Origin of the sequence: Devosia faecipullorum (genome assembly GCF_015158295.1) — a bacterium.
GTDB lineage: Bacteria > Pseudomonadota > Alphaproteobacteria > Rhizobiales > Devosiaceae > Devosia > Devosia faecipullorum.
In genome coordinates, this window is record NZ_JACDXV010000004.1 from 215,030 (window position 1) to 240,188 (window position 25,159).

The 25,159-nt window shown below is 62.9% G+C and carries 27 protein-coding genes; 18 read left to right on the forward strand and 9 right to left on the reverse strand.

The features are described 5' to 3' along the window. The first annotated feature begins 1 nt into the window (after position 1). Positions 2-1,291, forward strand: a complete 1,290-nt coding sequence (gene rhaI, locus H0482_RS11585) for an L-rhamnose catabolism isomerase (RefSeq protein WP_193730211.1) — start codon at positions 2-4, stop codon at positions 1,289-1,291. A gap of 118 nt (positions 1,292-1,409) precedes the next feature. Then, positions 1,410-1,883: a Cys-tRNA(Pro) deacylase gene (ybaK, locus tag H0482_RS11590; RefSeq protein WP_193730212.1), complete on the forward strand. Its 474-nt coding sequence runs from the start codon at positions 1,410-1,412 to the stop codon at positions 1,881-1,883. Between the two features lie 101 nt (positions 1,884-1,984). On the opposite strand, the gene H0482_RS11595 is transcribed toward ybaK, so the two are convergent. The 3 genes from H0482_RS11595 to cydD all read right to left on the reverse strand — a co-directional run bounded on the left by H0482_RS11595 (position 1,985) and on the right by cydD (position 5,777). After that, a complete protein-coding gene (locus H0482_RS11595; protein WP_193730213.1) occupies positions 1,985-2,131 on the reverse strand; it encodes a DUF1127 domain-containing protein in 147 nt (48 codons plus the stop codon). A 275-nt stretch (positions 2,132-2,406) separates the two neighbouring features. Continuing rightward, on the reverse strand, positions 2,407-4,059 hold the full coding sequence (gene cydC, locus H0482_RS11600; RefSeq protein ID WP_193730214.1) for a thiol reductant ABC exporter subunit CydC: 1,653 nt from the start codon (positions 4,057-4,059) through the stop codon (positions 2,407-2,409). Further along, positions 4,056-5,777 (reverse strand): thiol reductant ABC exporter subunit CydD, encoded by a 1,722-nt coding sequence (cydD, locus tag H0482_RS11605; protein WP_230989592.1) that lies wholly within the window; start codon positions 5,775-5,777, stop codon positions 4,056-4,058. The genes cydC and cydD overlap by 4 nt, the downstream gene beginning before the upstream one ends. A gap of 152 nt (positions 5,778-5,929) precedes the next feature. Here cydD and H0482_RS11610 point away from each other — a divergent pair, with 152 nt between their 5' ends. The 3 genes from H0482_RS11610 to cydX are packed head-to-tail and all read left to right on the forward strand — an operon-like array spanning position 5,930 to position 8,827. After that, positions 5,930-7,537 carry a cytochrome ubiquinol oxidase subunit I gene (locus H0482_RS11610; RefSeq protein WP_193730215.1) on the forward strand — a complete coding sequence of 536 codons (1,608 nt, stop codon included), beginning with the start codon at positions 5,930-5,932 and terminating at the stop codon, positions 7,535-7,537. Then, positions 7,534-8,679, forward strand: coding sequence for a cytochrome d ubiquinol oxidase subunit II (gene cydB / locus H0482_RS11615; protein WP_193730216.1), 1,146 nt, complete (start codon positions 7,534-7,536; stop codon positions 8,677-8,679). Before H0482_RS11610 ends, cydB begins: the two co-directional genes overlap by 4 nt. A 10-nt stretch (positions 8,680-8,689) precedes the next feature. Next, positions 8,690-8,827: a cytochrome bd-I oxidase subunit CydX gene (gene cydX / locus H0482_RS11620; RefSeq protein ID WP_193730217.1), complete on the forward strand. Its 138-nt coding sequence runs from the start codon at positions 8,690-8,692 to the stop codon at positions 8,825-8,827. Positions 8,828-9,023: 196 nt separating this feature from the next. On the opposite strand, the gene H0482_RS11625 is transcribed toward cydX, so the two are convergent. Then, positions 9,024-9,746, reverse strand: coding sequence for a Crp/Fnr family transcriptional regulator (locus H0482_RS11625; protein WP_193730218.1), 723 nt, complete (start codon positions 9,744-9,746; stop codon positions 9,024-9,026). Positions 9,747-9,916: 170 nt separating this feature from the next. Between H0482_RS11625 and H0482_RS11630 the strand changes: the two genes are divergently transcribed. Genes H0482_RS11630 through H0482_RS11640 form a run of 3 tightly spaced genes read left to right on the forward strand, consistent with a single transcriptional unit; the run spans position 9,917 to position 12,760 of the window. Further along, positions 9,917-12,166 (forward strand): heavy metal translocating P-type ATPase, encoded by a 2,250-nt coding sequence (locus tag H0482_RS11630; RefSeq protein ID WP_193730219.1) that lies wholly within the window; start codon positions 9,917-9,919, stop codon positions 12,164-12,166. Next, positions 12,163-12,558 (forward strand): Cu(I)-responsive transcriptional regulator, encoded by a 396-nt coding sequence (gene cueR / locus H0482_RS11635; protein ID WP_193730220.1) that lies wholly within the window; start codon positions 12,163-12,165, stop codon positions 12,556-12,558. Before H0482_RS11630 ends, cueR begins: the two co-directional genes overlap by 4 nt. Before the next feature lies 1 nt (position 12,559). Then, the gene (locus H0482_RS11640) at positions 12,560-12,760 is read left to right on the forward strand and encodes a heavy-metal-associated domain-containing protein (protein ID WP_193730221.1); all 201 of its coding nucleotides are present in this window, start codon (positions 12,560-12,562) and stop codon (positions 12,758-12,760) included. Between the two features lie 170 nt (positions 12,761-12,930). On the opposite strand, the gene H0482_RS11645 is transcribed toward H0482_RS11640, so the two are convergent. The 3 genes from H0482_RS11645 to H0482_RS11655 form a co-directional block, all read right to left on the reverse strand. Next, positions 12,931-13,878, reverse strand: coding sequence for a substrate-binding domain-containing protein (locus tag H0482_RS11645; RefSeq protein WP_193730270.1), 948 nt, complete (start codon positions 13,876-13,878; stop codon positions 12,931-12,933). 71 nt (positions 13,879-13,949) lie between these two features. Continuing rightward, a complete protein-coding gene (locus tag H0482_RS11650) occupies positions 13,950-14,978 on the reverse strand; it encodes an ABC transporter permease (RefSeq protein WP_193730222.1) in 1,029 nt (342 codons plus the stop codon). Further along, positions 14,959-16,500 carry a sugar ABC transporter ATP-binding protein gene (locus H0482_RS11655; protein ID WP_193730223.1) on the reverse strand — a complete coding sequence of 514 codons (1,542 nt, stop codon included), beginning with the start codon at positions 16,498-16,500 and terminating at the stop codon, positions 14,959-14,961. The genes H0482_RS11650 and H0482_RS11655 overlap by 20 nt, the downstream gene beginning before the upstream one ends. A gap of 186 nt (positions 16,501-16,686) precedes the next feature. Between H0482_RS11655 and H0482_RS11660 the strand changes: the two genes are divergently transcribed. Then, entirely contained in the window at positions 16,687-17,739 is a 1,053-nt protein-coding gene (locus H0482_RS11660; RefSeq protein WP_193730224.1) for a LacI family DNA-binding transcriptional regulator, read from the forward strand. Between the two features lie 10 nt (positions 17,740-17,749). Here the strand turns inward: H0482_RS11660 and copM are convergent, their stop codons facing one another. Continuing rightward, on the reverse strand, positions 17,750-18,103 hold the full coding sequence (gene copM, locus H0482_RS11665; protein ID WP_193730225.1) for a CopM family metallochaperone: 354 nt from the start codon (positions 18,101-18,103) through the stop codon (positions 17,750-17,752). A gap of 52 nt (positions 18,104-18,155) precedes the next feature. Beyond that, the gene (locus H0482_RS11670) at positions 18,156-18,530 is read right to left on the reverse strand and encodes a hypothetical protein (RefSeq protein WP_193730226.1); all 375 of its coding nucleotides are present in this window, start codon (positions 18,528-18,530) and stop codon (positions 18,156-18,158) included. 74 nt (positions 18,531-18,604) lie between these two features. On the opposite strand from H0482_RS11670, the gene H0482_RS11675 reads away from it, so the two are divergent. From H0482_RS11675 to cobM, 9 genes are all read left to right on the forward strand, one after another. After that, the gene (locus H0482_RS11675) at positions 18,605-18,784 is read left to right on the forward strand and encodes an Lrp/AsnC ligand binding domain-containing protein (RefSeq protein WP_330998257.1); all 180 of its coding nucleotides are present in this window, start codon (positions 18,605-18,607) and stop codon (positions 18,782-18,784) included. Then, the gene (locus tag H0482_RS16780; RefSeq protein WP_269144684.1) at positions 18,736-18,858 is read left to right on the forward strand and encodes a hypothetical protein; all 123 of its coding nucleotides are present in this window, start codon (positions 18,736-18,738) and stop codon (positions 18,856-18,858) included. The genes H0482_RS11675 and H0482_RS16780 overlap by 49 nt, the downstream gene beginning before the upstream one ends. Before the next feature lie 13 nt (positions 18,859-18,871). Further along, positions 18,872-19,597, forward strand: a complete 726-nt coding sequence (gene cobF / locus H0482_RS11680) for a precorrin-6A synthase (deacetylating) (protein WP_193730227.1) — start codon at positions 18,872-18,874, stop codon at positions 19,595-19,597. A gap of 38 nt (positions 19,598-19,635) precedes the next feature. Further along, positions 19,636-20,826 carry a precorrin-3B synthase gene (gene cobG / locus H0482_RS11685; protein WP_193730228.1) on the forward strand — a complete coding sequence of 397 codons (1,191 nt, stop codon included), beginning with the start codon at positions 19,636-19,638 and terminating at the stop codon, positions 20,824-20,826. Next, positions 20,823-21,455 carry a precorrin-8X methylmutase gene (locus H0482_RS11690; protein WP_193730229.1) on the forward strand — a complete coding sequence of 211 codons (633 nt, stop codon included), beginning with the start codon at positions 20,823-20,825 and terminating at the stop codon, positions 21,453-21,455. Before cobG ends, H0482_RS11690 begins: the two co-directional genes overlap by 4 nt. Next, entirely contained in the window at positions 21,452-22,177 is a 726-nt protein-coding gene (locus tag H0482_RS11695) for a precorrin-2 C(20)-methyltransferase (protein WP_193730230.1), read from the forward strand. Before H0482_RS11690 ends, H0482_RS11695 begins: the two co-directional genes overlap by 4 nt. Continuing rightward, entirely contained in the window at positions 22,174-22,929 is a 756-nt protein-coding gene (locus H0482_RS11700) for a precorrin-3B C(17)-methyltransferase (protein WP_193730231.1), read from the forward strand. The genes H0482_RS11695 and H0482_RS11700 overlap by 4 nt, the downstream gene beginning before the upstream one ends. Before the next feature lie 78 nt (positions 22,930-23,007). Beyond that, complete coding sequence (gene cbiE / locus H0482_RS11705; RefSeq protein ID WP_193730232.1) at positions 23,008-24,219, forward strand: precorrin-6y C5,15-methyltransferase (decarboxylating) subunit CbiE; 1,212 nt, start codon at positions 23,008-23,010, stop codon at positions 24,217-24,219. Positions 24,220-24,391: 172 nt separating this feature from the next. Then, positions 24,392-25,147, forward strand: coding sequence for a precorrin-4 C(11)-methyltransferase (cobM, locus tag H0482_RS11710; protein ID WP_193730233.1), 756 nt, complete (start codon positions 24,392-24,394; stop codon positions 25,145-25,147). Positions 25,148-25,159: the final 12 nt, after the last annotated feature.

Consider the following 25,159-nt stretch of genomic DNA (forward strand, 5'->3'; position numbering starts at 1 on the left):
AATGACCGAACACATCATCGACCCATCCATCGTGGAAGCCGAGAATGCCCGGCTCGCCACCGATCTGCGCATCGACTACGACAGCCTCGGCGAACGGCTCGACCGGCGCGGCATCGCCATCGATGCGCTCAAGGCCAAGGTGGCGAAATTCTCCGTCGCCGTTCCCTCCTGGGGCGTGGGCACCGGCGGCACCCGTTTCGCCCGCTTCCCCGGCAAGGGCGAGCCGCGCGACATCTTCGACAAGATCGAGGATTGCGCCGTCATCGCCCAATTGACACAGGCGACGCGCACCGTGTCGCTGCACATCCCCTGGGACAAGGCCGATCCAAACCGGTTGAAGCAGGCCGCCAGCCGCTTCAATCTCGGCTTCGATGCCATGAACTCAAACACTTTCTCGGACGCCAGGGGCCAGTTGCAGTCGTACAAGTTCGGCTCGCTCTCAGCCGGTGACAAGGCGACGCGCGATCAGGCCATCGAGCATAATCTGGAATGTATCGAGATTGGCCAGACCATCGGCTCCAAGGCTTTGACGGTCTGGATCGGGGACGGCTCCAATTTCCCCGGTCAGATCAATTTCACATCGCAGTTCGAGCATTATCTCAACTCGATGAAATCGATCTATGCCGCCCTGCCCGACGATTGGCGCGTGTTCACCGAACACAAGATGTATGAACCGGCCTTCTACTCGACCGTGGTGCAGGATTGGGGCACCAATTACCTGATTGCCAGGGAATTGGGCGAGAAGGCCTTCTGCCTCGTCGATCTCGGCCACCACGCTCCCAACGTCAATATCGAGATGATCGTCGCGCGCCTCGCCCAGTTCGGCAAGCTCGGCGGCTTCCATTTCAACGACAGCAAATATGGCGACGACGATCTCGATGCCGGCTCCATCGATCCGTTCCGCCTGTTTCTTGTCTTCAACGAATTGGTGGATGCGGAAGGCCGCGATCCCGCTTTCCATCCGGCGCATATGCTCGACCAGAGCCACAATGTCACCGACCCCATCGAATCGCTGATGCTGTCGGCCGCCGACGTGCAGCGCGCCTATGCGCAGGCGCTGCTGGTCGATCGCCAAGCCCTCAAGCAGGCGCAGGACAGCAATGACGCCCTCGCCGCCACGCAGCAATTGCGCCAGGCCTTCCGCACCGATGTCGAACCCATCCTGGCGCTGGCCCGCGCCGAACAGGGCGGCGCCATCGACCCGCTCGCCGCCTATCGCGCCGCTGGCTATCGCGCCAAGATCGCCGAAATCCGTCCCGAAATCGCAGTCGGTTCGAGCGGCATCGTCTGACCGGAACAATTCAGCGGAAAGTTCGGTATCCAGCCCTGCTGCCGATCGAGGAAAAGAAGGCCCGGAGCGCGACGCTTCGGGCCTTCACTTTTACTGCAATGCGATTAGTGTCCAGCTCATGTCCAAGACCACGCCCGCCACTCTGGCTCTGACAAAAGCCGGGATCCCGTTCAGCCTCGCCAGTTACGACTATGACCCCAATGCCGAGCGCGTCGGATTGCAGGCAGCCGAAGCCATGGGCGTGTCCCCTGCCGAAGTGTTCAAGACGCTGATGGCCGAGCTCGACGGCAAGCCCGTCTGCGCCATCGTGCCCTCCGATGAGGAGGTGAACATGAAGAAGCTGGCCGCCGCCCTGGGCGGCAAGTCGGCGCAGATGATGAAGCCCGTCGATGCGGAACGGCTGACCGGCTACAAAGTCGGCGGCATCAGCCCGCTGGGTCAACGCAAGGCGGTGCCTGCGGCGCTGGACGAACTGGCCATTCTCTATGACGAGATTTATCTCAATGGCGGCCAGCGCGGGCTGCAAATCCGCATCCGCCCCGACGATCTGGTCAAGGCACTGGAGTGCGTCACCGCCGATCTCGTCCGCTAAGACCGAGATTCAGCCTGGCGCGATCTGCTGACAGGCCCCGGAAACGACAAAAGGCGCCCTGGTGGACGCCTTCATCGGATGGACTTGGAGGTCGGTGTCGCTTAGGCGACGTAGGTGCCGCGAGCGATCGACTTGATGTCGCCCTTGGTGATGCCCAGATCGTGCAGCTGGCGGTTGTCGAGATTGTTCAGCTCGCGCAGGGTGCGCTGGTAACGGGCAAAGTCGGCAATCTTCTTGGCGATGTTCATTTTCGGTTCCCCTTCGTTTGATGACTCTTATCTAGACCTATCTCGTCGTGATTAGTAGATGGCCAAACTGCACACCCGTTATGCACTGGGCGCATCGCAAGCTGAAATAAGGTTTACAAAAGCCTATTAAGGGCACCCTTTCGATCAAGGCAACAATCGCATCGCATACCAATTATGACATTGAAATGACAAGGAAATTACGAAATCCCGCCTCATTTTCCGCGTGAATTCAATTTTTGACCAAATGGTCAGCAGCCATGCAGAAGCGCCGCAGCTCAGACCAGACATCCGTTCCTTAGCGTGAGCACGCGGTCGACCGTGCCTTCGGGAATGGCAGCATGGGTCACCAGGATGATGCCGCGGCCCCCCGCCGTCTCCGCCAGAATACGGAAAAAGGCCAGTTCGGTGTCGCGGTCCAGCGCATCGGTCGGCTCGTCCAGCAGCAGCACGGGAGCGTCGCTCAACAGCGCCCGCGCCAGGCAGAGGCGCCGCGCCTGCCCCGCCGACAATGTCCGCCCGGCCTCTCCCACGACGGTATCGAGTCCCTTGGGCAGGAGGCGAACATGCTCATCGAGCTGGGCCTTGGCCAAGGCCACCCACAATTGCGCGTCATCGGCATCGGACCGCCCGATCAGCAGATTGTTGCGGATCGTGTCGATGAAGACCGGGCTGTCCTGGCTCAGCAGCGCCATATGGGCATGAATGTCGGCAGTGCGGAACCGATCCAGCGCCACGCCGCCGATGCGGATTTCGCCCTGTTGCGGCTCGGCCAGCCGCAGCAAGAGACGCAGCAAGGTCGATTTGCCGCTGCCGCTGGTCCCGGCAATGGCGATGCGCTCGCCGGGCGCAATATCGAGCGACAGGCCCGACAGGACCGGCGGCAGGCCGGGATAGCCAAAGCTGACGTCTTCGAAAGCGATGGCGCCGTCACGCGGCAGGGCTAATGGCTGGGCCGGCTCGCTCACGGGCGGCTCCAGTTCGGCCAGCATGTTGAGCCGTTCAGCGGCGGCGATGGCAGCGCTGGCCTTGCCGACGCTGCGCACGATCATGGAGGTGACTTCGAAACTGCCCAGAACGGCCAGCAGCAGCCCAGCCATGACCGGACCATCCACCGCACCGGCGTCGAGCGCCTGAAGTCCGGCCCAAAGACTACCCACCAGCGCCAGCGCCGCCAGAATCTGCACTCCGGCGGCCGCCCCGGATGTATAGGCGCCAAGCCGCTGGCGCAGGCCGGCGGCAATGGCGCTGGCCTCGTCGAAGCGGCGTGCGGTCGTACCCAATGCGCCCATGATCGTCAGGTCGGCATGGCCGATAACGCCATCGAGCACTGCCATGCGCATATCGGCACTAGCCTCGATGCTGGCCCGTCCCGCGGCGCGGCTCAGTCCGATCAGCCCGAGCGGCACGGCAAGCACCGCCGCCGCCATCGCCGGGCCATAGATCATCGCCGCGCCGGGCAGCAGGGCCGCGAGCACAAGCGTCATGCCCGTGCTCAGCACCAAAGCCGCGACCCAGGGTCCTATAGCGACGAGGAAGGCATTGTCCAGCGCATCCACATCGGCAGTGAGACGGCTGACGAGATCACCGTGGCGCAGCGACCGGTCCGGCAGCGGCAGGCGCGGAAACAGGCGGGCAAAGAGCCAGCCGCGCAGGTCAGACAGCAGCTTCAGCGTCGCATTATGCCCGACGAGCCGCTCGCCATAGCGGGTGAGAATACGGATGAAGGAAAAGCCGCGCACCATGGACGAAGGCACGAAGAGATTGAATCCCAGTCCCAGCGAGGTCAGCGCTGTCGCGGTTATGAACCAGCCCGAGGTTCCTAGCAGCGCGACGCCTGCCAGGAGCGTGATCAGCGAGAGCAGCAGCGCCAGGCCGAACGCAGCGCTGCGCTGGCGGAACAGCGGTAGGAAGGAAAAGAGCGCTCTCATGCAACGCCCCTGTCGCGGCGGTGATTGGGCGCTTCGACCAGATGCTTTCCGGCAATGCGCCAGGCTCGGTCCATGCGATTGGCGAGGCTCTGGGAATGGGTGGCAATGATTATGGTGCGTCCGGTGGCATATTCGAGCAAGGTGCCGATGATTTCCGCTTCCAGCTCGGTATCGAGATGCGCTGTCGGCTCATCCATGAGGATGAGGCTGGCATCGCGCAGGAATAGCCGGGCCAGAGCGACCCGCTGCGCCTGCCCGCCCGAGAGGCCGATCCCGTCTTCGCCGATGATCGTATCGAGCCCGTCGGGCAGCGCGGCGGCGACAAGATTGATCGAGGCCCGCTCGGCGGCCTTTTCAATATCGCTGCGCGTGGCGTCGGGGCACGCCAGGGCGATATTGTCGGCGATGCTGGCATGAATCAGGCGCGGCTTCTGGGTCAAAAGGAAGACCCGGCTGCGCAATTCGGCTTCGGGCCAATCGGCAAGTGGCCGATTGTCGAGACTGATCCCCGCATCTTGTTGCCGCAGCCCTGCAATGGCTTCGAGCAGGGTGGATTTTCCCGAACCGCTGGCGCCGAGAATGGCGACATGCTGGCCCGGCGCAATTCTGACGGTCGCGTCTTCCAGCACTGTGCGCATGCGGTCGGGCGTGCGCAAGGTCAACCCGTCCAGCGCCACGTCAATGGCCGGCCCACCATGGGGGGCAATGTCGGCCAGCGCCAAGGGTTCGCTCGGCACAGCACCAAGCTGGCGCTCGATTTCGAGCAGTGCCGCCTTGGCATTGGCGCGGTCATGATAATGGGACGCCAGCAGGCGCAGCGGATTGTAGATTTCCGGGGCCATCAGCAGCAGGAACACGCCCACATGCAGGCTGAGCGGGCTGCCCCGCAATTGCAGATAATCGATGAAGGTGAGCCCGACATAAAGCGCGATCCCGGCAACGCCGAGCGCGGCGAAGAATTCGAGCACGGCCGAGGACAGAAAGGCGATGCGCAACACTTTCAGCGTGCGCACGCGCAGCCGCTCACTGGCCTCGACAATACCGTCGGTTTCCGCCTTTTCGCGTCCGAACAGTTTTAGGGTGAGTATCCCCTTCAGCCGGTCGCTGAAGCGGCCCGACAGATGGCTCAGCGCCCTGGCCTGCTGGTCACTGGCGACCTGGGCGCCCCAGCCGACCAGCGCCATGAACACGGGAATCAGCGGCGCAGTCACCAGGAACAGCACGCCAGCCACCCAATCCAGCGGCAGGATGATGGCGCCAAAGGCCAGCGGCAGCAGCGCCGCCTGCAAGGCAGCCGGCAGATAACGCGCGAAATAGAGGTCCAGCGCCTCCACCTGATCGACAATTGCTGCGGCGGCAAGGCCGGATGGCGCCGCCTCCTCATCGCGCGGCGAACGCGCCAAAAGCCGGGTAAACAGTGCCTGGCGCAGGTGCCGCTTGATCGCCTCCGCGCCAATCAGCCCCGCCTGTTCGCCCAATGCGCCCAGACCGGCCCGGATCAGAAGCAGGCCGAAGATCAACCCGACCGAAGGCATCAGCACGGCGGCGGGAACGCCTTCCTGGATGGCCCGGCCCAGCACGTCGGCCAGTGTCCAGGCTTGCCAGACCAAGAGAGCACCACCGGCCAGCGGCGCCAGAAAAGCGATCCACAAGGCCATGCCGCCGTGGTGGCGCAGGCGGCCGAGCATCTTGCCGGCCTCTCGGTCATTCGTGGTCAAAACTGGACAGTCCTTATCATGGCAAGATCACCCTAAAGGCGGGAAGAACAAGCTGTCTTGATCTGAATCAAGGCAAACTTGGCGGTGATGGAGATAGGCTAGAGTCACGAATAGCCTCCTCCCGGCTATCGAAACTCCGAGGCCTACATGCCATGATTGATATGCTCGTCGTCGACTTGTCGCGATGGCAATTTGCCGCCACCGCAATGTACCATTTTATCTTCGTCCCCTTGACGCTCGGCCTCAGTTTCATGATGGCCATCATGGAAAGCGTCTATGTGATGACAGGACGCCATATCTGGCGGAAGGCGACTTTGTTCTGGGGCACACTCTTCGGCATTAATTTTGCCATGGGTGTCGCCACCGGCATCGTCATGGAATTCCAGTTCGGCATGAACTGGAGCTATTACAGCCATTATGTGGGCGACATCTTCGGGGCGCCGCTCGCCATCGAGGGCCTGATGGCCTTCTTCCTCGAAGCCACGTTCATCGGCCTCTTCTTCTTCGGCTGGGACCGCCTGAGCAAGGTCGGCCATCTGGTCGTCACCTGGCTGACCGCCCTGGGCGCCAATTTCTCGGCGCTCTGGATCCTCGTCGCCAATGGCTGGATGCAGAATCCGGTCGGCGCCAAGTTCAATCCCGACACGATGCGCATGGAAATCACCGACTTCATGGCGGTGATCTTCAATCCGGTGGCGCAGGCCAAATTCGTGCATACGGTCAGCGCCGGCTATCTCACCGGCGCAGTCTTCGTGCTGGCGATCTCGGCGCTGTTCCTGGTCAAGGGCAAACATGTCGAGCTGGCCCGGCGCTCGGCCGTGGTCGCCGCCAGCTTCGGGCTCGCCTCGGCGCTGTCGGTCGTGGTGCTGGGTGACGAGAGCGGCTACGTCGCGACCGAACACCAGATCATGAAGATCGCGGCGCTCGAAGCCATGTATGAAACCGAGCCTGCGCCTGCGCCCTGGACTTTGATCGGATTCCCTGGCGAAGACGGCAAATTGGGCTTCCACATCTCGGTGCCCTGGGTCGGTGGTCTCATCACCACACGCTCGTTCACCGAGGAGCTTCCCGGCATCAACGAACTGGTCGAGCGCGCGCAGGATCGCATCCGCTCGGGCATCGTCGCCTATAATGCGCTGCAGGACATCCGGGCCGACGGCAGCAATCAGCAGGCGCGCGCCGTATTCGATGAATACTGGCCCGACCTGGGCTATGGTCTCCTGTTGAAAAAGTACCGCGTGGACATAGAGAATGCGACCGACGAGGAAATCGTCATGGCCGCCAACGACACGGTCCCCAGCGTCTGGCCCCTGTTCTGGACCTTCCGCATCATGATGGGCCTGGGCTTTTTCTACATCGCCTTCTTCGCGCTGTGGTTCTACCGGGCATCGCGGGGCTGGATCGATACCAACAAGCCTCTGCTCTGGTTCAGCCTGTTCACGTTGCCCCTGCCCTGGGTCGCCATCGAAAGCGGCTGGTTCATTGCCGAATTCGGCCGCCAGCCCTGGGTGGTGGAAGGCGTTCTGCCCACCTTCTACGCCGCCTCGGGCCTGACGGTGCTCGACCTCGTGCTCTCGCTCAGCTTCTTCGTGCTGCTCTATTCGGTGCTGATCGTGATCATGGTCATCCTCATGGTCCGCGTCATCAAGACCGGGCCGAAGGATCAATTGTTCGCCAGCAAGGGGCAGCAGCAGGACGAAGACGATTTCGTCATCGCCGTTCTTCCCGCAACGCCCGCAACTCAGGAGCTTGGATCGTGAGCACCATTCCACTCGATTATGAAACGCTGCGCCTCGTCTGGTGGCTGTTGCTCGGTGTCCTGCTCATCGGCTTTGCCATCATGGGTGGACGCGATCTGGGCGTGGGGGCGCTACTCCCTTTCGTCGCCCGCACCGATGAGGAGCGGCGCGTGCTGCTCAATCTCATCGGCCCGACCTGGGAAGGCAATCAGGTCTGGCTCATCCTGGGGGGCGGCGCCATCTTCGCCGCCTTCCCGCCGCTCTATGCGGTGAGCTTTTCGGGCTTTTATCTCGCCATGATGGTCATCCTTCTGGCGCTGATCCTGCGGCCCGTTGGCTTCAAGTTCCGCGGCAAGGTCGAAGATCCACGCTGGCGGGAAACCTGGGACTGGGCGCTGTTCATCGGCGGTTTCGTGCCAGCTTTGATCATGGGCGTCGCAGTGGGCAACGTCATGCTGGGCGCGCCCTTCCACCTCGATGACACGATGCGCATTTTCTATACGGGCAATTTCTTCCAATTGCTGATGCCCTTCGCCTTGCTCGCGGGCCTCGTCAGTGTCGGCATGATCGCTACCCATGGCGCCGCCCTCATTGCCGGCCGCACCCAAGGCATCATCGCCGAGCGGGCGCGCCGCTATGGCATCTGGACCGGTCTTCTTACCATCGCGCTCTTTGCGCTGGGCGGCGTCTGGGTTGGTTTCATGAACGGCTATGTCGTCACCTCGGTGATCGATCCCAATGCGCCGATCAATCCGTTGAGCAAAAGCGTCGAACTGGTTCGGGGCGGATGGCTGCGCAATTACGGCACCTATCCTTGGATGATCGCCGCTCCGGTGATCGGCCTGGCCGGCATGGCCCTGGCCGTCCTTGGTCTCTCGGCCCGCCGCAAATGGCTCGCCTATCTCGCCACCAGCGCCGGCATTTTCGGCATCATCGCCACGGCGGGATTGTCGATCTTCCCGTTCTTCCTGCCGTCCTCGACCATGCTCAATGCCGGGCTGACATTGTGGGATTCCTCGTCGAGCCACCTGACGCTGTTCATCATGCTCCTGGCGACGCTGGTTTTCCTGCCGATCATCCTGCTCTACACCGCCTGGGTATTCCGGGTGATGCGCGGGCCGGTGACGGCGGACAACCTCACCAAGAACCCCAACGCCTATTAGGAGAATTCTGATGTGGTATTTCTCGTGGATTTTGGGCGTGAGCCTCGCCTGCATGTTCGGCATTCTCAATGCCATGTGGTTCGAGATGCGCGAAGACCGGCGCATCGCGCGCCAAGCGGGCCGGAAGCCGGTCCCGATCGCTGAGTAAGTGCGACCCAGACGTTAAAAGGGCTGGTGCTGTACCGGCCCTTTTTTCACGTCGTCACCCTGACATTTCTACCACCGTCACCGCCCGGTTTATTCGGGTGGTCCATGGAGGGTGCAACAAGACTCGATTGCCCGGACGAGCAGGGCAATGACGAAGAACTGGATAGAAAAGACCAAATTGGCTGGAGGCGCAAACCTTACCCGCAGCGCACCCGGAGCCGGGCCAGATCGGGCACGGTGACGTGCCGGTAATTGACGATCTCGATCACCCCGTCGGCCTTGAGCTTGCTGATCTGACGGCTGACCGTTTCGATGGTCAGACCAAGGAAATCGGCGATGTCGGAGCGACTGAGCGGCAGGTCGAACTTGGCGCGGGCCTCTTCGTCCGTCGGGTCGATATGGCTGGCGATCATGAACAGGAAGCTCGCCACCTTCTCGGCGGCGGTCTTGCGGCCCAGCGTCACCATCCAGTCGCGCGCTTCGTCCAGTTCGCGCAGCGCCTGCATCATGACGCGATGTTCCAGCGGCGCGCTGTCGAGCATCAGCGCTTCCAGCGCCTGTTTCGGAATGACGCAGAGATCGACCTGGGACGCCGCCTCGACACTGACCCGGCTTTCGCTGGCGAAGGGCCTGCCGAGCAGGTCCGGCGCAAATTGCAGCCCCACCACCTGCTGGCGCCCGTCTTCCAGCACCTTGGTCAGCTTGATGACGCCGCGCAGCACATTGGAATAGGAGCTGATCGGCATGGCATCGGCCATCAATTCCTCGCCGGCATCCTTGCGCACCCGGCGCGTCGCTTTGGAGAGGGTCAGCAATTGTTCCGGATTGAGAGCGCCACAAATGCCCTGGTGCCGCGCCTCACAGCTCTGACAGAGCACTGGAACCTCGGAATTGTGGATGTCCTTGCGAACCGTCTGCATGATCGGCCTCCTGACAGCGCAAGACTTATGGCAACGCTCCCCGCACAATAAGCCGCAGGATTGTCGCTGTGCCAAGTGGTCGCAGCATTTCAACCCGCGCGTTCTCCCCAGCGAAGCCTTGACCTTACCACAATGGGAAGGTTTATATGGTTGCGGACGAGGTAAGAAACATGAACCAGCAAGTCCATTCCGCACCCACAAATCTAGATATTTCAGGCATGACCTGCGCTTCCTGCGTGTCGCGGGTGGAAAAGGCCTTGCTCAAGGTGCCCGGCGTCGAGACGGCCTCTGTCAATCTGGCCACCGAGCGCGCGACCATTACCGGTGGCGATCCTGCGGCCCTGCTCCAGGCCATCGAAAAGGTTGGATACGCCGCCAGCATCCGCCAGCCCGATTCGTCCGCCCATGATCATGGCCACCATCACGACGAGGACGCGGCCCTGCTCCGGCGCGACGTGATCATCTCGGCCATTCTCACCCTGCCGCTCTTCGTTCTGGAAATGGGCGGCCATATTTACGAGCCTTTCCATCACTGGCTGCTGGGCGTGGTGCCCATGCAATGGCTTTATGTTTTCTATTTCGTGCTGGCGACGGCAGTACTCTTCGTGCCGGGCCGCCGCTTCTTTCGCATCGGCTTTCCGGCGCTGTTCCGGGGTGCACCCGAGATGAATTCTCTGGTCGCGCTCGGCTCGGGCGCTGCCTGGCTCTATTCCAGCATCGTCACCTTCGCGCCCCATCTGGTGCCGGCGGAAACCCGCTATGTCTATTTCGAGGCCGCCGCGGTTATCGTCACGCTGATCCTGTTCGGGCGTTGGCTCGAGGCCATCGGCAAGGGTCGCACCGGCGAGGCGATCCGCAAGCTGATGCAGCAGCAGGCAAGGACGGCGCGCATCGACCGCGACGGCACGCCCATCGAAGTGCAGATCGAAGACGTGCGAGTCGGCGACATCGTGCTGGTTCGCCCCGGCGAAAAGATCGCGGTCGATGGCGAGATCGTCGAGGGGTCGAGCCACATCGATGAAGCGATGATTTCCGGCGAACCTCTGCCCGTTTCCAAGGGCGTGGGTGCGTCGGTGATCGGCGGCACGCTCAACACCTCCGGCTCCTTCCGGTTTCGCGCCACCAAGGTTGGGGCCGACACAATGCTGGCCCAGATCATCCGCATGGTCGAGGATGCGCAGGCCGGAAAACTCCCCATTCAGGCGGTCGTGGACCGGATCACTGCGGTTTTCGTGCCCATCGTCATCGGCATCGCCATCGTCACCGCCGTTGTGTGGTTCCTGATCGGGCCGGAGCCGAAGCTGACCTTTGCGCTGGTCAATGCCGTCGCCGTCCTCATCATCGCCTGCCCCTGCGCGATGGGTCTCGCCACGCCGATGTCAATCATGGTCGGCACCGGCCGCGCCGCCCAGCTTGGCGTCTTGTTCCGCAAGAGCGAGGCCTTGCAGCAGCTTCGCGACGCCAAGGTCGTCGCCTTCGACAAGACCGGCACCCTGACCGAGGGCAAGCCCAGGCTGACCGACATCATCCTCGCTGACGGCTTCACCCGTGACGAAGTGCTGGCGCTGGCCGCCGTCGTCGAATCCCGGTCCGAGCACCCCATCGCCACCGCCATCGTCGCCGCAGCCGAACAAGCCGGGCTCATTCTGGGCGAGGTCACCGATTTCGTTTCGAATCCGGGCACCGGCGTCACCGCCCGCATCGATGGCCGTCTGGTCGCGGTCGGCGCACAAAAGCATATGGCTCACCTCGATTTCTCCAGCTTCTCGGGGGCCATCGAAGCGCTCGCCAATGAGGGAAAGACGCCGGTCTTTGCCGCGATCGACGACAGGATCGCCGCCGCCATCGTCGTCGCCGATACGATCAAGCCGACCAGCAAGGCGGTGATCGAGGCGCTGCATCGGATGGGCCTCAAGACGGCGATGATCTCGGGCGACAATCGTCGCACCGCCCAGGCCATCGCCGCCCAGCTCGGCATCAACGAGGTTCAGGCCGAAGTGCTTCCCGCCGACAAGGTGGCCGCCATCAAGGCGCTGCGGGACGGTGACCGCGTCGTCGCCTATGTCGGGGACGGCATCAATGACGCCCCGGCACTGGCCGAAGCCGATATCGGCATCGCGGTCGGCAACGGCACCGACGCCGCCATCGAAAGCGCCGATGTGATCCTGCTCGGCGGTGACCTCAGGCAGGTGCTCAATGCCCTGGCCGTCAGCCGCGCCACCCTGCGCAATATCTGGGAAAACCTGTTCTGGGCCTTTGGCTACAACGCCCTGCTGATCCCGGTCGCCGCCGGCCTGCTCTATCCGGGCTTTGGCATCCTGTTGTCGCCGATGATCGGCGCCGGGGCTATGGCCCTGTCCTCGGTTTTCGTCGTCGCCAATGCCCAGCGGCTGCGCGGCGTAAAAGGAGTTACCGCATGAATATCGGACAAGCCGCCGATCAATCCGGCGTTTCGGCCAAGATGATCCGCTATTACGAGCAGATCGGCCTCATCTCGCCGCCCCATCGTACCGACAGCAATTATCGCGTCTATGGGGAGGACGAGGTCCATGTGCTGCGCTTCATCCGCCGCGCCCGCACGCTCGGCTTCTCCGTGGAGGAAACCGCCACGCTGCTGGCGCTCTGGCAGGACAAGACCCGCGCCAGCGGCGAGGTGAAGGACATCGCCAACAGCCATATCAAGGCGCTCGAAACCAAGATCGCCGAGCTCGAAGGCATGGTGAAGACGCTGAAGCACCTCGCCCATTGCTGCCATGGCGACACCCGACCCGACTGCCCGATTTTAGACGACCTTGCCGGAGAAAGGCACTGAGATGACTGACAAGACCACTTTTATCGTCAACGACATGACCTGCAATCATTGCGTCGGTACGGTGCGCGGCGCGCTCGAAGCCGCCCTGCCGGGCAGCACTATCCAGATCGACCTGGCCAGCAAGAGCGTGAGCTTCACCGGCGACAAGGCCAAGGGCGCGGAAGCGATCCGCGATGCCGGCTATACGCCCGAGGCGGCATAGCCCGCTTGCTGCCGCCAAAGCAAAAGGGGCGCCCGCGCGGCGCCCCTTTCTCGTTTGTCACAGACCGTCTTAGAGCATCGTGCAGAAAAGTGGAATCCGGTTTTCTGCAAAAACGATGCGATAACAAAAAGATAGAGCGTCACTATGCGTTCGATAGAACGCACGCCGCTCTAGAACGGGCTGTCGGGGAAATAGTACTGGGCGGCATTGTCCTGGGTGACCAGCGGTGCGCCCAGGATATATTCGCCCGACACCGGACCGTTGGAGGTGAAATTGGCGACGGTCACGTCCATGGCGGTGGCGATCATGGCGGGCGGATAGAGCACGTCCACCGGGATCAGGGTGTCGCCATCCATGATGCCCTTGATCACGTCCTTCATGCCGGCGCCGCCGACGATGAACATTTCGCCGTCGCGGCCGGCCTGGCGCACGGCTTCCACCACGCCCATGGCGATGTCGTCGTCCTGCGCCCAGACGCCATCAATATCGGGGAAGCGGGACAGGAAGTCCTGCATCACCTCGAAACCGTCATCGCGGTTCCAGTTGGCGAACTGGTTGTCCAGCACATTGATGCCCGAGCCTTCGATCCCGGCCATGAAGGCGTCGAAGCGTTCGGTATCGATCACGGTCGGGATGCCGCGCAGGATGACGATATTGTCGCCCTCGCCCAGTCGGGTCTTGAAGTATTCAGCCGAGGTCGAGCCCAGCTCGGTATTGTTGCCGGCCACATAGACGTCCTGGATGGAGGTGTCCGGCAGGCCGCGATCGACCACGGTGATGAAGGCGCCCGCCTGCTTGGCAAGTCGCACCGGCTCGACCAGCGGATCGGATTCAAACGGCAGGACGACCAGCGCGTCGATCTGCTGCACCGAGATCAGGTCTTCGATATCGCCGGCCTGGTCGGCCGGGCTATTGGCCGTCACCAGAACGATGTCGATATTGGAATGCAGTGCTTCGAGGCGCTTTTCGGCTTCCTGGGCATGCCAGTTGAGGCCACCGGCCCAGCCATGGGTCGCCGCCGGAATGGAGACGCCGATCGTGATCTTGTCCTGCGCCAGAGCCGGGGCCGCCAGGGCGGTGGTCGCGGCCAGGGCCAGGGTCAATGCCTTGATAGACATGGGTAGTCCTCCCTTGAAATAGGCGCTGTCGCGCCGGTTTTGCCCGCCCCGTGAGAGGCCGGGAATCTTGGTCATTCGGGTTTTTTGGCCCGGTTCTTGGTCTTGAGGCTGCCGCGCTGGAGATAGACCGCGGCCACGATGATCACGCCCTGCACCGCCCCGTTGAGGTAATTGGAGATGATGTCGGTGAGATTGAGGATATTGCCGATGGCGGTGAGGATCAGCGCGCCGATCACCGTGCCCCCGATCCGGCCATAGCCGCCCTTGAGCATGGTGCCGCCGATGATCACCGCGGCGATGGCTTCCAGTTCCCAGAGCACGCCGGTGGCCGAGGAGGCCGAGCCGAGACGCGGCACATAGATGATGGTGGCGAGCGACACGCACAGGCCCTGCAAGATATAGGTCCAGGTGCGCACCCGATCGACCTTGATGGCCGAATAGCGCGCCACCTGCTCGTTGGAGCCGATGGCCATGCAATAGCGGCCGAAGGCGGTGCGGTTCATCAAAATCCAGCCGAGGACGGCGACGAGGATGAAGACCCAGACCGGATAGGGCACGCGCAGGAAGCTGTCGTAATAGACGGGCCGATAGATTTCGCGGGCGCCATTGTTGAGCGAAAGCGTGCCGCCATCGGCGAAATAGGTGATCAGCGAGCGATAAATGCCCATCGTGCCCAGCGTCACGATGAAGGCTTCGATCTTGCCCTTGGTGGTGAGGAAGCCGTTGACGAAACCGGCGCCGATCCCGAGGATCAATGAGCAGCCTATGCCCAGCAGCACGGTCCAGACCGAGGCGCCCATGCTGGCGACCGCCGAATTCATGATCAGGATCATCATGCCGGCGATGAAGGCGGCCATGGAGCCGACCGAGAGGTCGATGCCGCCCGTGGTGATCACGAAGGTGGCGCCCACCGCGATGATGCCGATAAAGGCCGAGCGGGTCAGCAGATTGGTGATATTGCCTTCATTGAGGAAGGCCGGATTCAGCCCATAGCCGAGAATGATCAGCAGGATCAGCGCCAAGAGCGGCCCGGCGGTCTTCAGATCGAGCTTGAAGGCCTTTTGCGGCTTGCTCGCATTTTCAGGCGCTGACACGGTCATTTTCTCCACCCTGCTTGATGCCGGCCGCGTAGCGCATGATCTCGGCTTCCGTTATTTCCGCGCCCTCCAGCACCCCGGCCATGCGTCCATTGCGCATGACGACTACGCGGTGCGAAAGGCCGATGACTTCCTGCATTTCCGAGGAGATGACGATGATCGCCTTACCCTCGGCGGCCAGCGCCGCGATGATGTGATAGATTTGCTGCTTGGTGCCCACGTCGATGCCGCGCGTCGGCTCGTCCATGATGACGATCTCGGGCTCGCTCTCCATGGTCTTGCCCAGCATCAGCTTCTGCTGGTTGCCGCCCGAAAGCTTGCCGACCGGCACCGATGGATCGCGGGCGCGCACATCGAAGCGGCGCACCGCGCGCTCGAGCGCCCTTTCCTCGCTGCGCCCGTCGAGAAATCCGTGGCGCAGGTGTTTTTTCAGCGTCAGCAGCGTGAGGTTGGGTTGGAGGCCCGCATTGAGCAGAAGCCCCCGCCCCTTCCGGTCCTTGGTCATATAGGCCAGGCCCGCCGCAACGGATTTGGAAACATCGGAAAAATCGGCCGGGGCGCCATGCATCTCGACAGCGCCGGCGCTTTTGCGGGTCAACCCGACAATGGCTTCGGCCACCGCCGTGCGCCCCGAACCGATCAGTCCGGCAAAGCCGAGAATTTCCCCGCGCTTGAGATCGAAGGATATGCCCGACACGCTCGGCGCCGCCAGATCGCGTACCTTCAACACGATTTCGGCGTCCACGTCCGGCTCGTGCTTGGGCGGGTAGAGATTGGACAATTCGCGCCCCACCATCATCTGGGCGATGGAATCGGGCGTCAGGTTTTCCGTTCCGATCGTGGTGATCAATTGCCCGTCGCGCAGCACCGTCACGCGGTCGGCCAGTTCCATGATTTCATCGAGCTTGTGCGAGATGAAGATCACCGCGACGCCCTTGGCGGTCAGCCGCCGGATCTGCTCGAAAAAGGTCTGCGTTTCGGCCACCGACAAGACGGCTGTCGGCTCGTCCATGATGATGACCCGGGCGTCGCGGCTGATCGCCTTGGCGATCTCCACCATCTGTTTGTCGGCCACCGATAGCGTGTTGATGCGCGCATCGGGGTCGATCCGGACATGCAGAACATCGAGGATGTCGCGGGTCTGGTCGCGCATTTCCTTGAGTCTCAAAAACGGACCCGAGCGCAATTCGCGGCCAAGGAAGATCGAATCCGCCACGCTCAGATGTTCGGCCAGCAGCAATTCCTGGTGGATCACCACGATGCCCATGGCCGCGGCTTCCCCATTGGGCGGCAGGACCACGTTCTGGCCATCATAGGTGATGGAACCCGATGTCGGCTGTTCGATGCCGGACAGGATTTTGATCAGGGTGGATTTGCCGGCGCCGTTCTCGCCGATAATGGCGTGGACTTCGCCCGGCCGGATGTCGAAATCGATGCTGAACAGCACCTGTATGTCGCCAAAGGACTTGGAGATGCGATGCGCCGACAGAATCGGTTTCAGGTTTTCGCCCTGCGCCTCGACCATGCTGCCGTCCCTCCCCGAGCATGGCCGCTTTTTTGACTTGCCGCTCTTTGCTCGCCCGATGATGTAAAGGTTTTCATCTCCGATGTAAAGGTTTACACAAGGGCAAAAGTGTATATGCCTCTGGCGATTGCCGTAGCGCAGAATGCGGCATCTGCTAAAGGCGGGGGCGCATTGGACTATCGAGCCATGCGTCGAGTTTGGAGCGATCCGGTGCAGCAGCGGAAGCTGGCGACAATCGAGGATGTTGCGGCCATGGCCGGGGTCTCCATTGCCACGGTCAGCCGCGCCATCAATGAGCCCACCAAAGTGGCCGACGCCACGCGCCGCAAGGTCGCCGAGGCCGTCGCCCGCACCGGCTATACCACCAATGCGATGGCCCGCTCGCTGCGCATGCGGCGCAGCAACATGATCCTCATTCTGGCTCCCGATGTGGGCGACCCGAATTTTTCCAACATCCTGGTGGGCCTGGAAACCGAGGCCAGCAAGCGCGGCTATGGCCTGCTGATCGGCAATACTCAGAACGATCCGAGCCGCGAGACCGATTATCTGCGCTTCATTTCCTCCAACCAGGCCGATGGCCTGATCCTGTTTACCGGCCACCTGCCCTTTGGCTTCGGGCAGGATCGCGGTGAAACGCGGCTGCCGCCGATGGTAGCGGTCAACGAGCCGGTGCTGGGCCAGGACATTCCCTTTGTCGGCGTCGATAATTTCGAGGGCGCGCGCATTGCCGCCGAGCACCTGATTGCGCAAGGGCATCGGCGTATCGCCTTTATCGGCCATTCCACCAGCCGCGAGATCAACAGGCTGCGCGAGGCGGGCTATCGCGCCGCGCTGGAGGGGGCAGGCATCGCCATCGATCCGCGCCTCATTCTCGATGGCGACGGCACTACCGAAAGCGGCCGCGCCGCAGCCGAACTGATGTTCGTGCGCGACGCCCTGCCCACCGCCTTTTTGTGCGTCAACGATGCAACGGCGCTCGGTGTGATCATCGCGCTCAATGCCCGCCGCTATGAATTGCCCCGGCAATTCTCCGTCATGGGCTTTGACGATATTTCCTTTGCCAGTTTCGTCAGCCCCTCGCTCACCACCATGAAGCAGCCGCGCCTGCGCATCGGCGAGGCGGCCATGGAATTGCTGCTCGCCATGTTGGCTGGCGAGCAGCCCAAATCGCGCGAAGTCCTGCTCCGGGCCGAGTTGATCGTGCGCAATTCGGTATCGCGGCCCGGCGGGTCAGACTGACCAGCCGACCTCAATAGCCGTGCTTTTCCAGCCATTCCCGCATCCAGGCGATCTCGGCCTCCTGCGTTTCGATTACCGCCTCGGCCAGCGCCCGCACGTCCGCGTCCTCGCCATGTTCCAGTACGATGCGCGCCATGTCGACCGCACCCTGATGGTGCGGGATCATGCCGAGGATGAAATCGGCATCGGCATTGCCGGTATAGGCAATGTCCATCTCCGCATGCATCCGTCCATTGGCATCGCGATAGGCAAGGGTGGCGGCGCTGTCGGAACTGGCGGCATGGGCGCTGTGGCCCGAATGGTCCTGGGCCAGGGCCGGGAATGACATTGTGAGCAGCGCGGCGGCGATAAGGACGGGTCTCATGAAATCCTCCATTTGATGAAGCACCTTCCTGCGGCCTTCCAAGGTGGGAAGGTCAAGTTCGTCGGCGCAGGAAAGTCTTTGCCGTCAACCAAATGTGAAGCCGCGCGCACCCAAACCGTTTCCTGTAAAAGTGGGAACGGTTTGGGGTTCGGAAACGCGACATTTCGGATGATTTAAAGCGCGGCGGCCATCGGGAAGGCATTGCCGCCTGCGCCTGGCATCCGGCCGGCTCGGCCATGGCCCATTCCTCGACGATATCTTTGGAGTCAGGCCCCAGGCAGAACAGCGTGTCGCGCGGCAGGGTTTGGAGGCAAGCCAAAGGCTGGCTACCCACCACGGTACCAAACTGATTGCGGTTCACATAAATATTACCAGCGTGCACCTCGACCGCGAGGCACTTCACCCGCGCAGAATTACGGGTATGCATGCCAATGATTCGGGACGCCACCGTCTCCCGCAAATAATGGATGCGCAACGTCCAGCAACGCTGGCCTGCCGCATATCACCTTAGTCGAGGCCAGGCTCAACGACACCCGCAAGGCCGCGCTCGAAGCCTTCGATAAGGCGGCCCATGCCCTTCCTGAGGTCGAACAGGCCCATATGATCGCCTCGAACTACAATTATCTGCTCAGGTGCGCCGCAAGGACTTCGCCGCCTATCGGGAAGTGCTGGGCGAGATAATCTCCGCCCGGCCCCATGTCGCCGATACTTCGCCCCATGTATCGATGGAGGCAGTCAAGGACGACGAAGAGTGATAGGACGAGCCCCATGAAGACCATTCTTGTCGTCGGCATCGGCACCGGCAGCCCCGAACACCTGACCCTCGCTGCGATCACGGCGCTCAATCGCGCCAACGTGCTATTCGTTCCCGACAAGGGCGCAGGCAAGGCCGACCTGGCCGACATTCGGCGCACCATCATTTCCCGCGTCGTCACCGGCGCGCCCCGCCAGATCGGTTATGAGGTGCCCCGGCGTGACGCGGCCAATCCCGATTATGGGCAGGGCGTGGACCATTGGCATGAGGCACTGGGCGAGATTTTTAGCCAGCTCATCGCCGAAATTCCCGACAATGGATGCGGTGCATTCCTCGTCTGGGGGGATCCGGGCCTCTATGATTCCACCCTCAGGATTCTCGAACGTGTCTCAGTCCCGATCATGGTGGAAGTCATTCCGGGCATTACCGCGATCCAGGCCTTGACTGCCGCCCATGGCATCACGCTCAATCGCATTGGCCAGCCGGTTCTGATCACCACCGGACGCCAGCTCGGCCCTGTTGAAACCGATAGCGTGGTCATGCTCGACGGACGCCTGGCCTTCCGCGACGCCGATCCAGACCTCGAAATCTTCTGGGGCGCCTTTCTCGGCACGCCAGACCAGATTCTCATTTCCGGCAGGCTGGGAGATGTGGCCGAGGAGATCGTCGCCGCCCGACAGGCTGCACGCGCGCATCATGGCTGGATCATGGATATTTATCTGCTGCGCGAGGCGCAGTAGTGCGCGGCGGACGGGCCTGCTAAACCACGATTATGGATTTGACCACAGTCATAGCGCCAAGCCGCCGCGGCGCCTGCCCCACGCTCGACACGCCGATGCTGACCGGTGACGGTCTGCTCGCCCGTTTGCGGATTTCGGGCAATCGGCTAAGCCCGGAGCACCTGACCTTGCTCGCCAATCTGGCGCTCGTCCATGGCAATGGGCTTGTCGAAGTCTCGGCGCGTGGCAATTTGCAGGTACGCGGTCTGTCGCCGTCCAGTGCGCCGCTTTTTGAGGACGCAGTCTCGGCAATTTTTGATCTCGAGACCGGTCTGGTCATCGACATATCGCCGCTGTCCGGTGAAGACCCGATGGAGAAAGCCGATTCCCGACCGCTCGCCGAAGCTATCCGCACCGGGGCCATGGCAATGCATGGAAAACTCGGACCCAAGGTCAGCGTCGTCGTGGACAGCGCCGGTCAAATTTCTCTCGCCAGCCTCAAGGCCGATATTCGCCTCGTCGCACTTGATGCTGCGCACTGGGCCGTTCATTTCGGCGACGGCAAGCCGCAGGTCATGGACGCGGAAGGGGCCATTTCTGCCACTCTCGCAATGCTCGGTGCGCTGGCTGCCTTTGGTGCCGATGCGCGCGCGACGGACCTTTTCCCGGTGACAAACGCATCCCCCATCAGCACACACCACGGGGCAATTCCCCCCTTGTCGAAAAGGCCGGAAGAAGGGGGCGTCACGATGCAGCTCACGAGCGGTCACACCACTGCCATCGCCCTGCCCTTCGGCCAGATGCATGGCGAGGCATTGATCGTCCTCGCCGACGGAGCCCGCACCGCCGGTCTTGGCAATATCCGCCTCGCGCCCGGCAACAGGCTGCTGTTTGATGGCGCTTCGCCTTCACTCGTCGCGCAGGCCGCCGCGCTTGGCTTCATCGTCGCATCCGACGATGCCCGCCTGCGGATCAGCGCCTGTATCGGCAGTGACGGCTGCGCCTCCGGCAATATTGCCGCCCGCCGGTTGGCCGAATTGCTGGCCAGCCATGTTCAGCCTGGCACGCATCTGCACGTCTCGGGCTGCGCCAAGGGCTGCGCCCATCCGCGCGCGACGGATGTGACCCTTGTTGGCCGCGCCGATGGGATTGGCCTTGTCATCAATGGCCGCGCGGGCGATACGCCTAGTGAAATTCTGGATGAGGCCGGACTCATCCCCGCTGTCGCCGCCCGGCAGGAAGCTCGATGACCCAATACGACTATATCAAGGATGGCGATGCCATCTATCGCCAGTCCTTCGCTATCATCCGCCAGGAGGCCGATCTCGTGGCCTTTTCAGAGGATGAAGCAGACCTCGCCGTGCGCATGATCCATGCCGCGGGTCTGGTCGAAGCGGCAGCGCATTTCGTCTTTGGCCCCGGTTTCGTTGCCGCGGCACGGGAGGCGCTGCGAGCCGGTGCGCCTATTCTCTGTGACGCGGAAATGGTAGCGCGCGGCATCACCGCCGCTCGGCTACCGGCGCAAAACAAAGTCATCTGTACGCTGCGCGACGAGCGTACTGCCGCCCTTGCCACTACAATCGGCAATACCCGCTCTGCGGCGGCGCTGCATCTCTGGGACGAGCATTTGGAGGGCGCTGTCGTGGCCATCGGCAATGCGCCCACGGCCCTGTTTCACCTGCTTGAAATGCTGCGCGACGGTGCAGCGAAACCGGCCGCCATCATCGGCATGCCGGTCGGCTTTGTCGGCGCCGCCGAATCCAAGCAGGCTCTGGCCGAACACTCCTATGGCGTGCCCTATGCCATCGTGCGCGGCCGCCTGGGCGGCAGCGCTATGACCTCAGCCTGCGTCAACGCTCTGGCGAGGTCAGGCCTGTGACCGGGAAACTTTTCGGCGTCGGCACCGGCCCCGGTGACCCAGACCTTTTGACTCTCAAGGCGGCGCGCACCATCGAGAATGCCGATGTTGTGGCCTTTTTCGCCAAGCGCGGCAATCCCAGCAATGCTCGCTCTATTGCCAGTGCGCATTTTCGCCCCGGCCAGATCGAGGAAGCGCTGGACTATCCGGTGACCATCGAAATTCACCGTCATGACGACGCATACAAATCCCGTATTCAGGACTTTTACGGGGAAGCAGCGACGCGGCTTGCCACCCATCTCGATCAGGGACGCCAGGTTGCCGTGCTCAGCGAAGGCGATCCGCTGTTTTACGGCAGCTATATGCACCTGCATGTGCGCCTCGCCCCGCATTACGACACGGAAGTGATCCCCGGCATCACCGCCATGTCCGGCTCCTGGTCCGCCGCCGGATTGCCGCTGGTGCAGGGCGACGACGTTCTCACCATCCTGCCGGGCACGCTGGATCAGGCCGATTTGGCCCGGCGTCTTTCCGCTACCGAGGGGGCGGTGATCATGAAGCTCGGGCGCAACCTGCCCAAGGTGCGCGCGGCCCTGGCCGAAACGGGGCGGCTGGCGAGCGCCGTTTATGTCGAACGCGGCACCATGGCGAATGGCTTGTCCATGAAGCTCACGGACAAGCATGACGATGGCGCTCCCTATTTTTCGCTGATCCTTGTTCCCGGCTGGAGCGCGCGCCCATGAGCGGTTCTCTGACCATAGTGGGCACCGGCCCCGGCAATCCCGGCCAGACCACGCCGGAAACCCTCGAAGCCATAGCTGCGGCGGAGCTGTTTTTCGGCTACGGCCCCTATCTCGACCGGCTGAAGCTTGGCCCCGGTCAATCGCGCGTCGCCTCCGACAATCGCGAGGAAATCGACCGCGCCCGATCGGCGCTGAATGCGGCGGTGCGCGGGGCCAAGGTCTGCGTCGTCTCGGGAGGCGATCCCGGTGTCTTCGCCATGGCTGCCGCCATTTGCGAGGCTATCGAGACAGGCCCCGAAACCTGGCGCCGCCTCGAGATCAAGGTTCTGCCCGGTGTCACCGCCATGCTTGCCGTGGCCGCCCGCGCCGGAGCGCCTTTGGGCCATGATTTCTGCGCCATATCCCTGTCGGATAATCTGAAGCCCTGGGAATTGATCGAGCGGCGGCTGCGCGCCGTGGCCGAGGCCGGCCTGGTGATCGCGCTCTACAATCCCATTTCCAGGGCCCGGCCCTGGCAGCTTGCCACCGCGTTCAAGATCCTGCGCGAAGTTCTGCCGATCACCACTCCGGTCATTTTCGGCCGCGCCGTGGGCCGCGCCGACGAAAACTTCGTCGTTATCCCCTTGGCGGAGGCTGACCAACAGCAGGCCGACATGGCCACCTGCGTCATCATCGGCTCGGCGGAAACCCGCATAATCGAACGACCCGGCCTGGACCCGCTGGTCTATTCGCCGCGAAGTGCGGGGATCTGATGAAAAATCCCATTCTCACTCTATGCGGATGCAGCTGTGGCAACCTCGCCCCTCTCGGGGTCGTATCGAGGTTGTCGCATGACTGAGCCCTGGCTCACTATTGTCGGCATCGGCGAGGACGGACTTTCCGGGCTGTCCCCCAATGCCTGTGCCGCCATCGCCAATGCTGAAATCGTCTTTGGCGGCGCGCGCCATCTCGATCTGGCCGCCGCAGCTATCAACGGCGCCCCCCGCCAATGGCTTTCGCCCTTCTCCCAATCCATAGACGCAGTTCTCGCCGAAAAAGGCCGCGCGGTCTGCGTGCTCGCCTCCGGCGACCCGTTCCATTATGGGATCGGGGCCAGTCTGTCCCGCCATGTCGATCCGGCAGAGATGCGCACCATTCCCCATTCGTCGGCCTTCAGCCTGGCCGCCGCAAGGCTCGGCTGGCCCCTGCAGGAGGTGGCTTCGCTGTCGCTGCATGGCCGCCCCATCGACCTCATTCGCCCGCATCTGCAGGAAGCGAACCGTATTCTGGCACTGACCTCCGACGAACATGGTCCCGAAGCTCTCGCCCGATTGCTTACAGAATCCGGTTTCGGGCGATCCATTGTCACAGTGATGGAGGCGCTTGGCGGGCCCAACGAGACGATACGCTCGCAGATCGCCGAGCTTTTTGCCCTCACCGATGTCAACCCGCTCAATCTCTGCGCCATAAGCGTCATGCCCCTGCCCGGTGCACGGGTGCTGCCAATGACGCCGGGGCTGGACGACAAGCTGTTCGAGCATGACGGGCAGATTACCAAGCGCGACATTCGTGCCCTCACCCTTGCTGCCCTTGCGCCGCGCCGGCATGAAATTCTCTGGGACATCGGGGCGGGCTCCGGTTCCATCGGCATCGAATGGATGTTGGCCGATCCCAGCCTGCACGCCATAGCCATCGAACCGAATCCCGAGCGCGCCGCTCGCATCCGGCGCAACGCCGCAGCTTTCGGCGTCCCCGGCCTGACCCTGATCGAGGGGCAGGCGCCGTACGCCCTGACTACCCTCATGCCTCCGCATGCCATTTTCGTGGGCGGCGGCGGGTCCGATCCCGGCGTCATGGAGGCAGCAATTGCCGCTTTGCGCCCCGGCGGGCGCCTCGTCGCCAATGCGGTGACCCTCGAAATGGAGCAGGTTCTTGTTGCCCGCCATGCGACCCATGGCGGTGAGCTAGTGCGCCTTTCCCTCGCCCAGGCCGAGCCGCTCGGCAGCATGAAAGGCTGGCGCCCGTCCATGCCGATCACCCAATGGCGGTGGACGAAGGGATGATTGAGCCTGTTGGCATTCTCTCCGCTCCTTCTATCCCACGGGGGACGCGGGCGGGAATAGGTTCCGGGGATCGGTGCCGGCCAGGGTCGGCGACCCTGGGGGAAACACGCGCTCCTCGTCGGGGCAACAATGCGCATTGCTTTGGCCGTGGCCGCGCGGCAGGAATCGAAACATGACCGTTCATTTCATCGGCGCCGGCCCGGGCGCAGCCGATCTCATTACCGTACGTGGCCGTGATCTCCTGGCCAAATGCCCGGTCTGCCTTTACGCCGGGTCCATCGTTCCCAATGACATGCTCGCCTGGTGTGGGCCCGGCGCGCGTCTGGTCGACACGGCGCCAATGTCGCTGGATGAGATCGAGGCCGAATATGTCCGCGCCCATGCGGCGGGCGAGGACGTGGCACGGCTCCATTCCGGCGATCTATCCGTCTGGAGCGCCGTGGCCGAACAGATGCGCCGTCTCGACCGGTTGGGAATTCCCTATACGCTCACCCCTGGCGTTCCCGCTTTTGCCGCCGCCGCCGCCGCCATCGGACGGGAACTGACCATTCCGGCAGTCGCACAGAGCGTCGTCCTTACCCGCATTGGCGGCCGCGCCTCGCCCATGCCCGACGGCGAAACGCTGACGGGATTCGCCGCGACCGGAGCGACCCTGGCCATCCACCTCGCCATTCACGCGCTGGATGCTGTCGTCGCCGAGCTGCTCCCGGTCTATGGCGAGGATTGCCCGGTGATCATCGTCGCCCATGCGAGCCGCCCCAACGAAATGATCCTGCGCGGCACTCTGGCCGACATCACCGAAAAGTTCGCGGCCAGCCCCGTCGAGCGCACGGCGCTGATTTTTGTCGGCAAAGGCCTTGGCGCCAATGGTTTTCGCGAAAGCGCGCTGTACGATCCCGACTATCAACGTCGGTTCCGCGGGCGATAGCAGGCTTGCCGC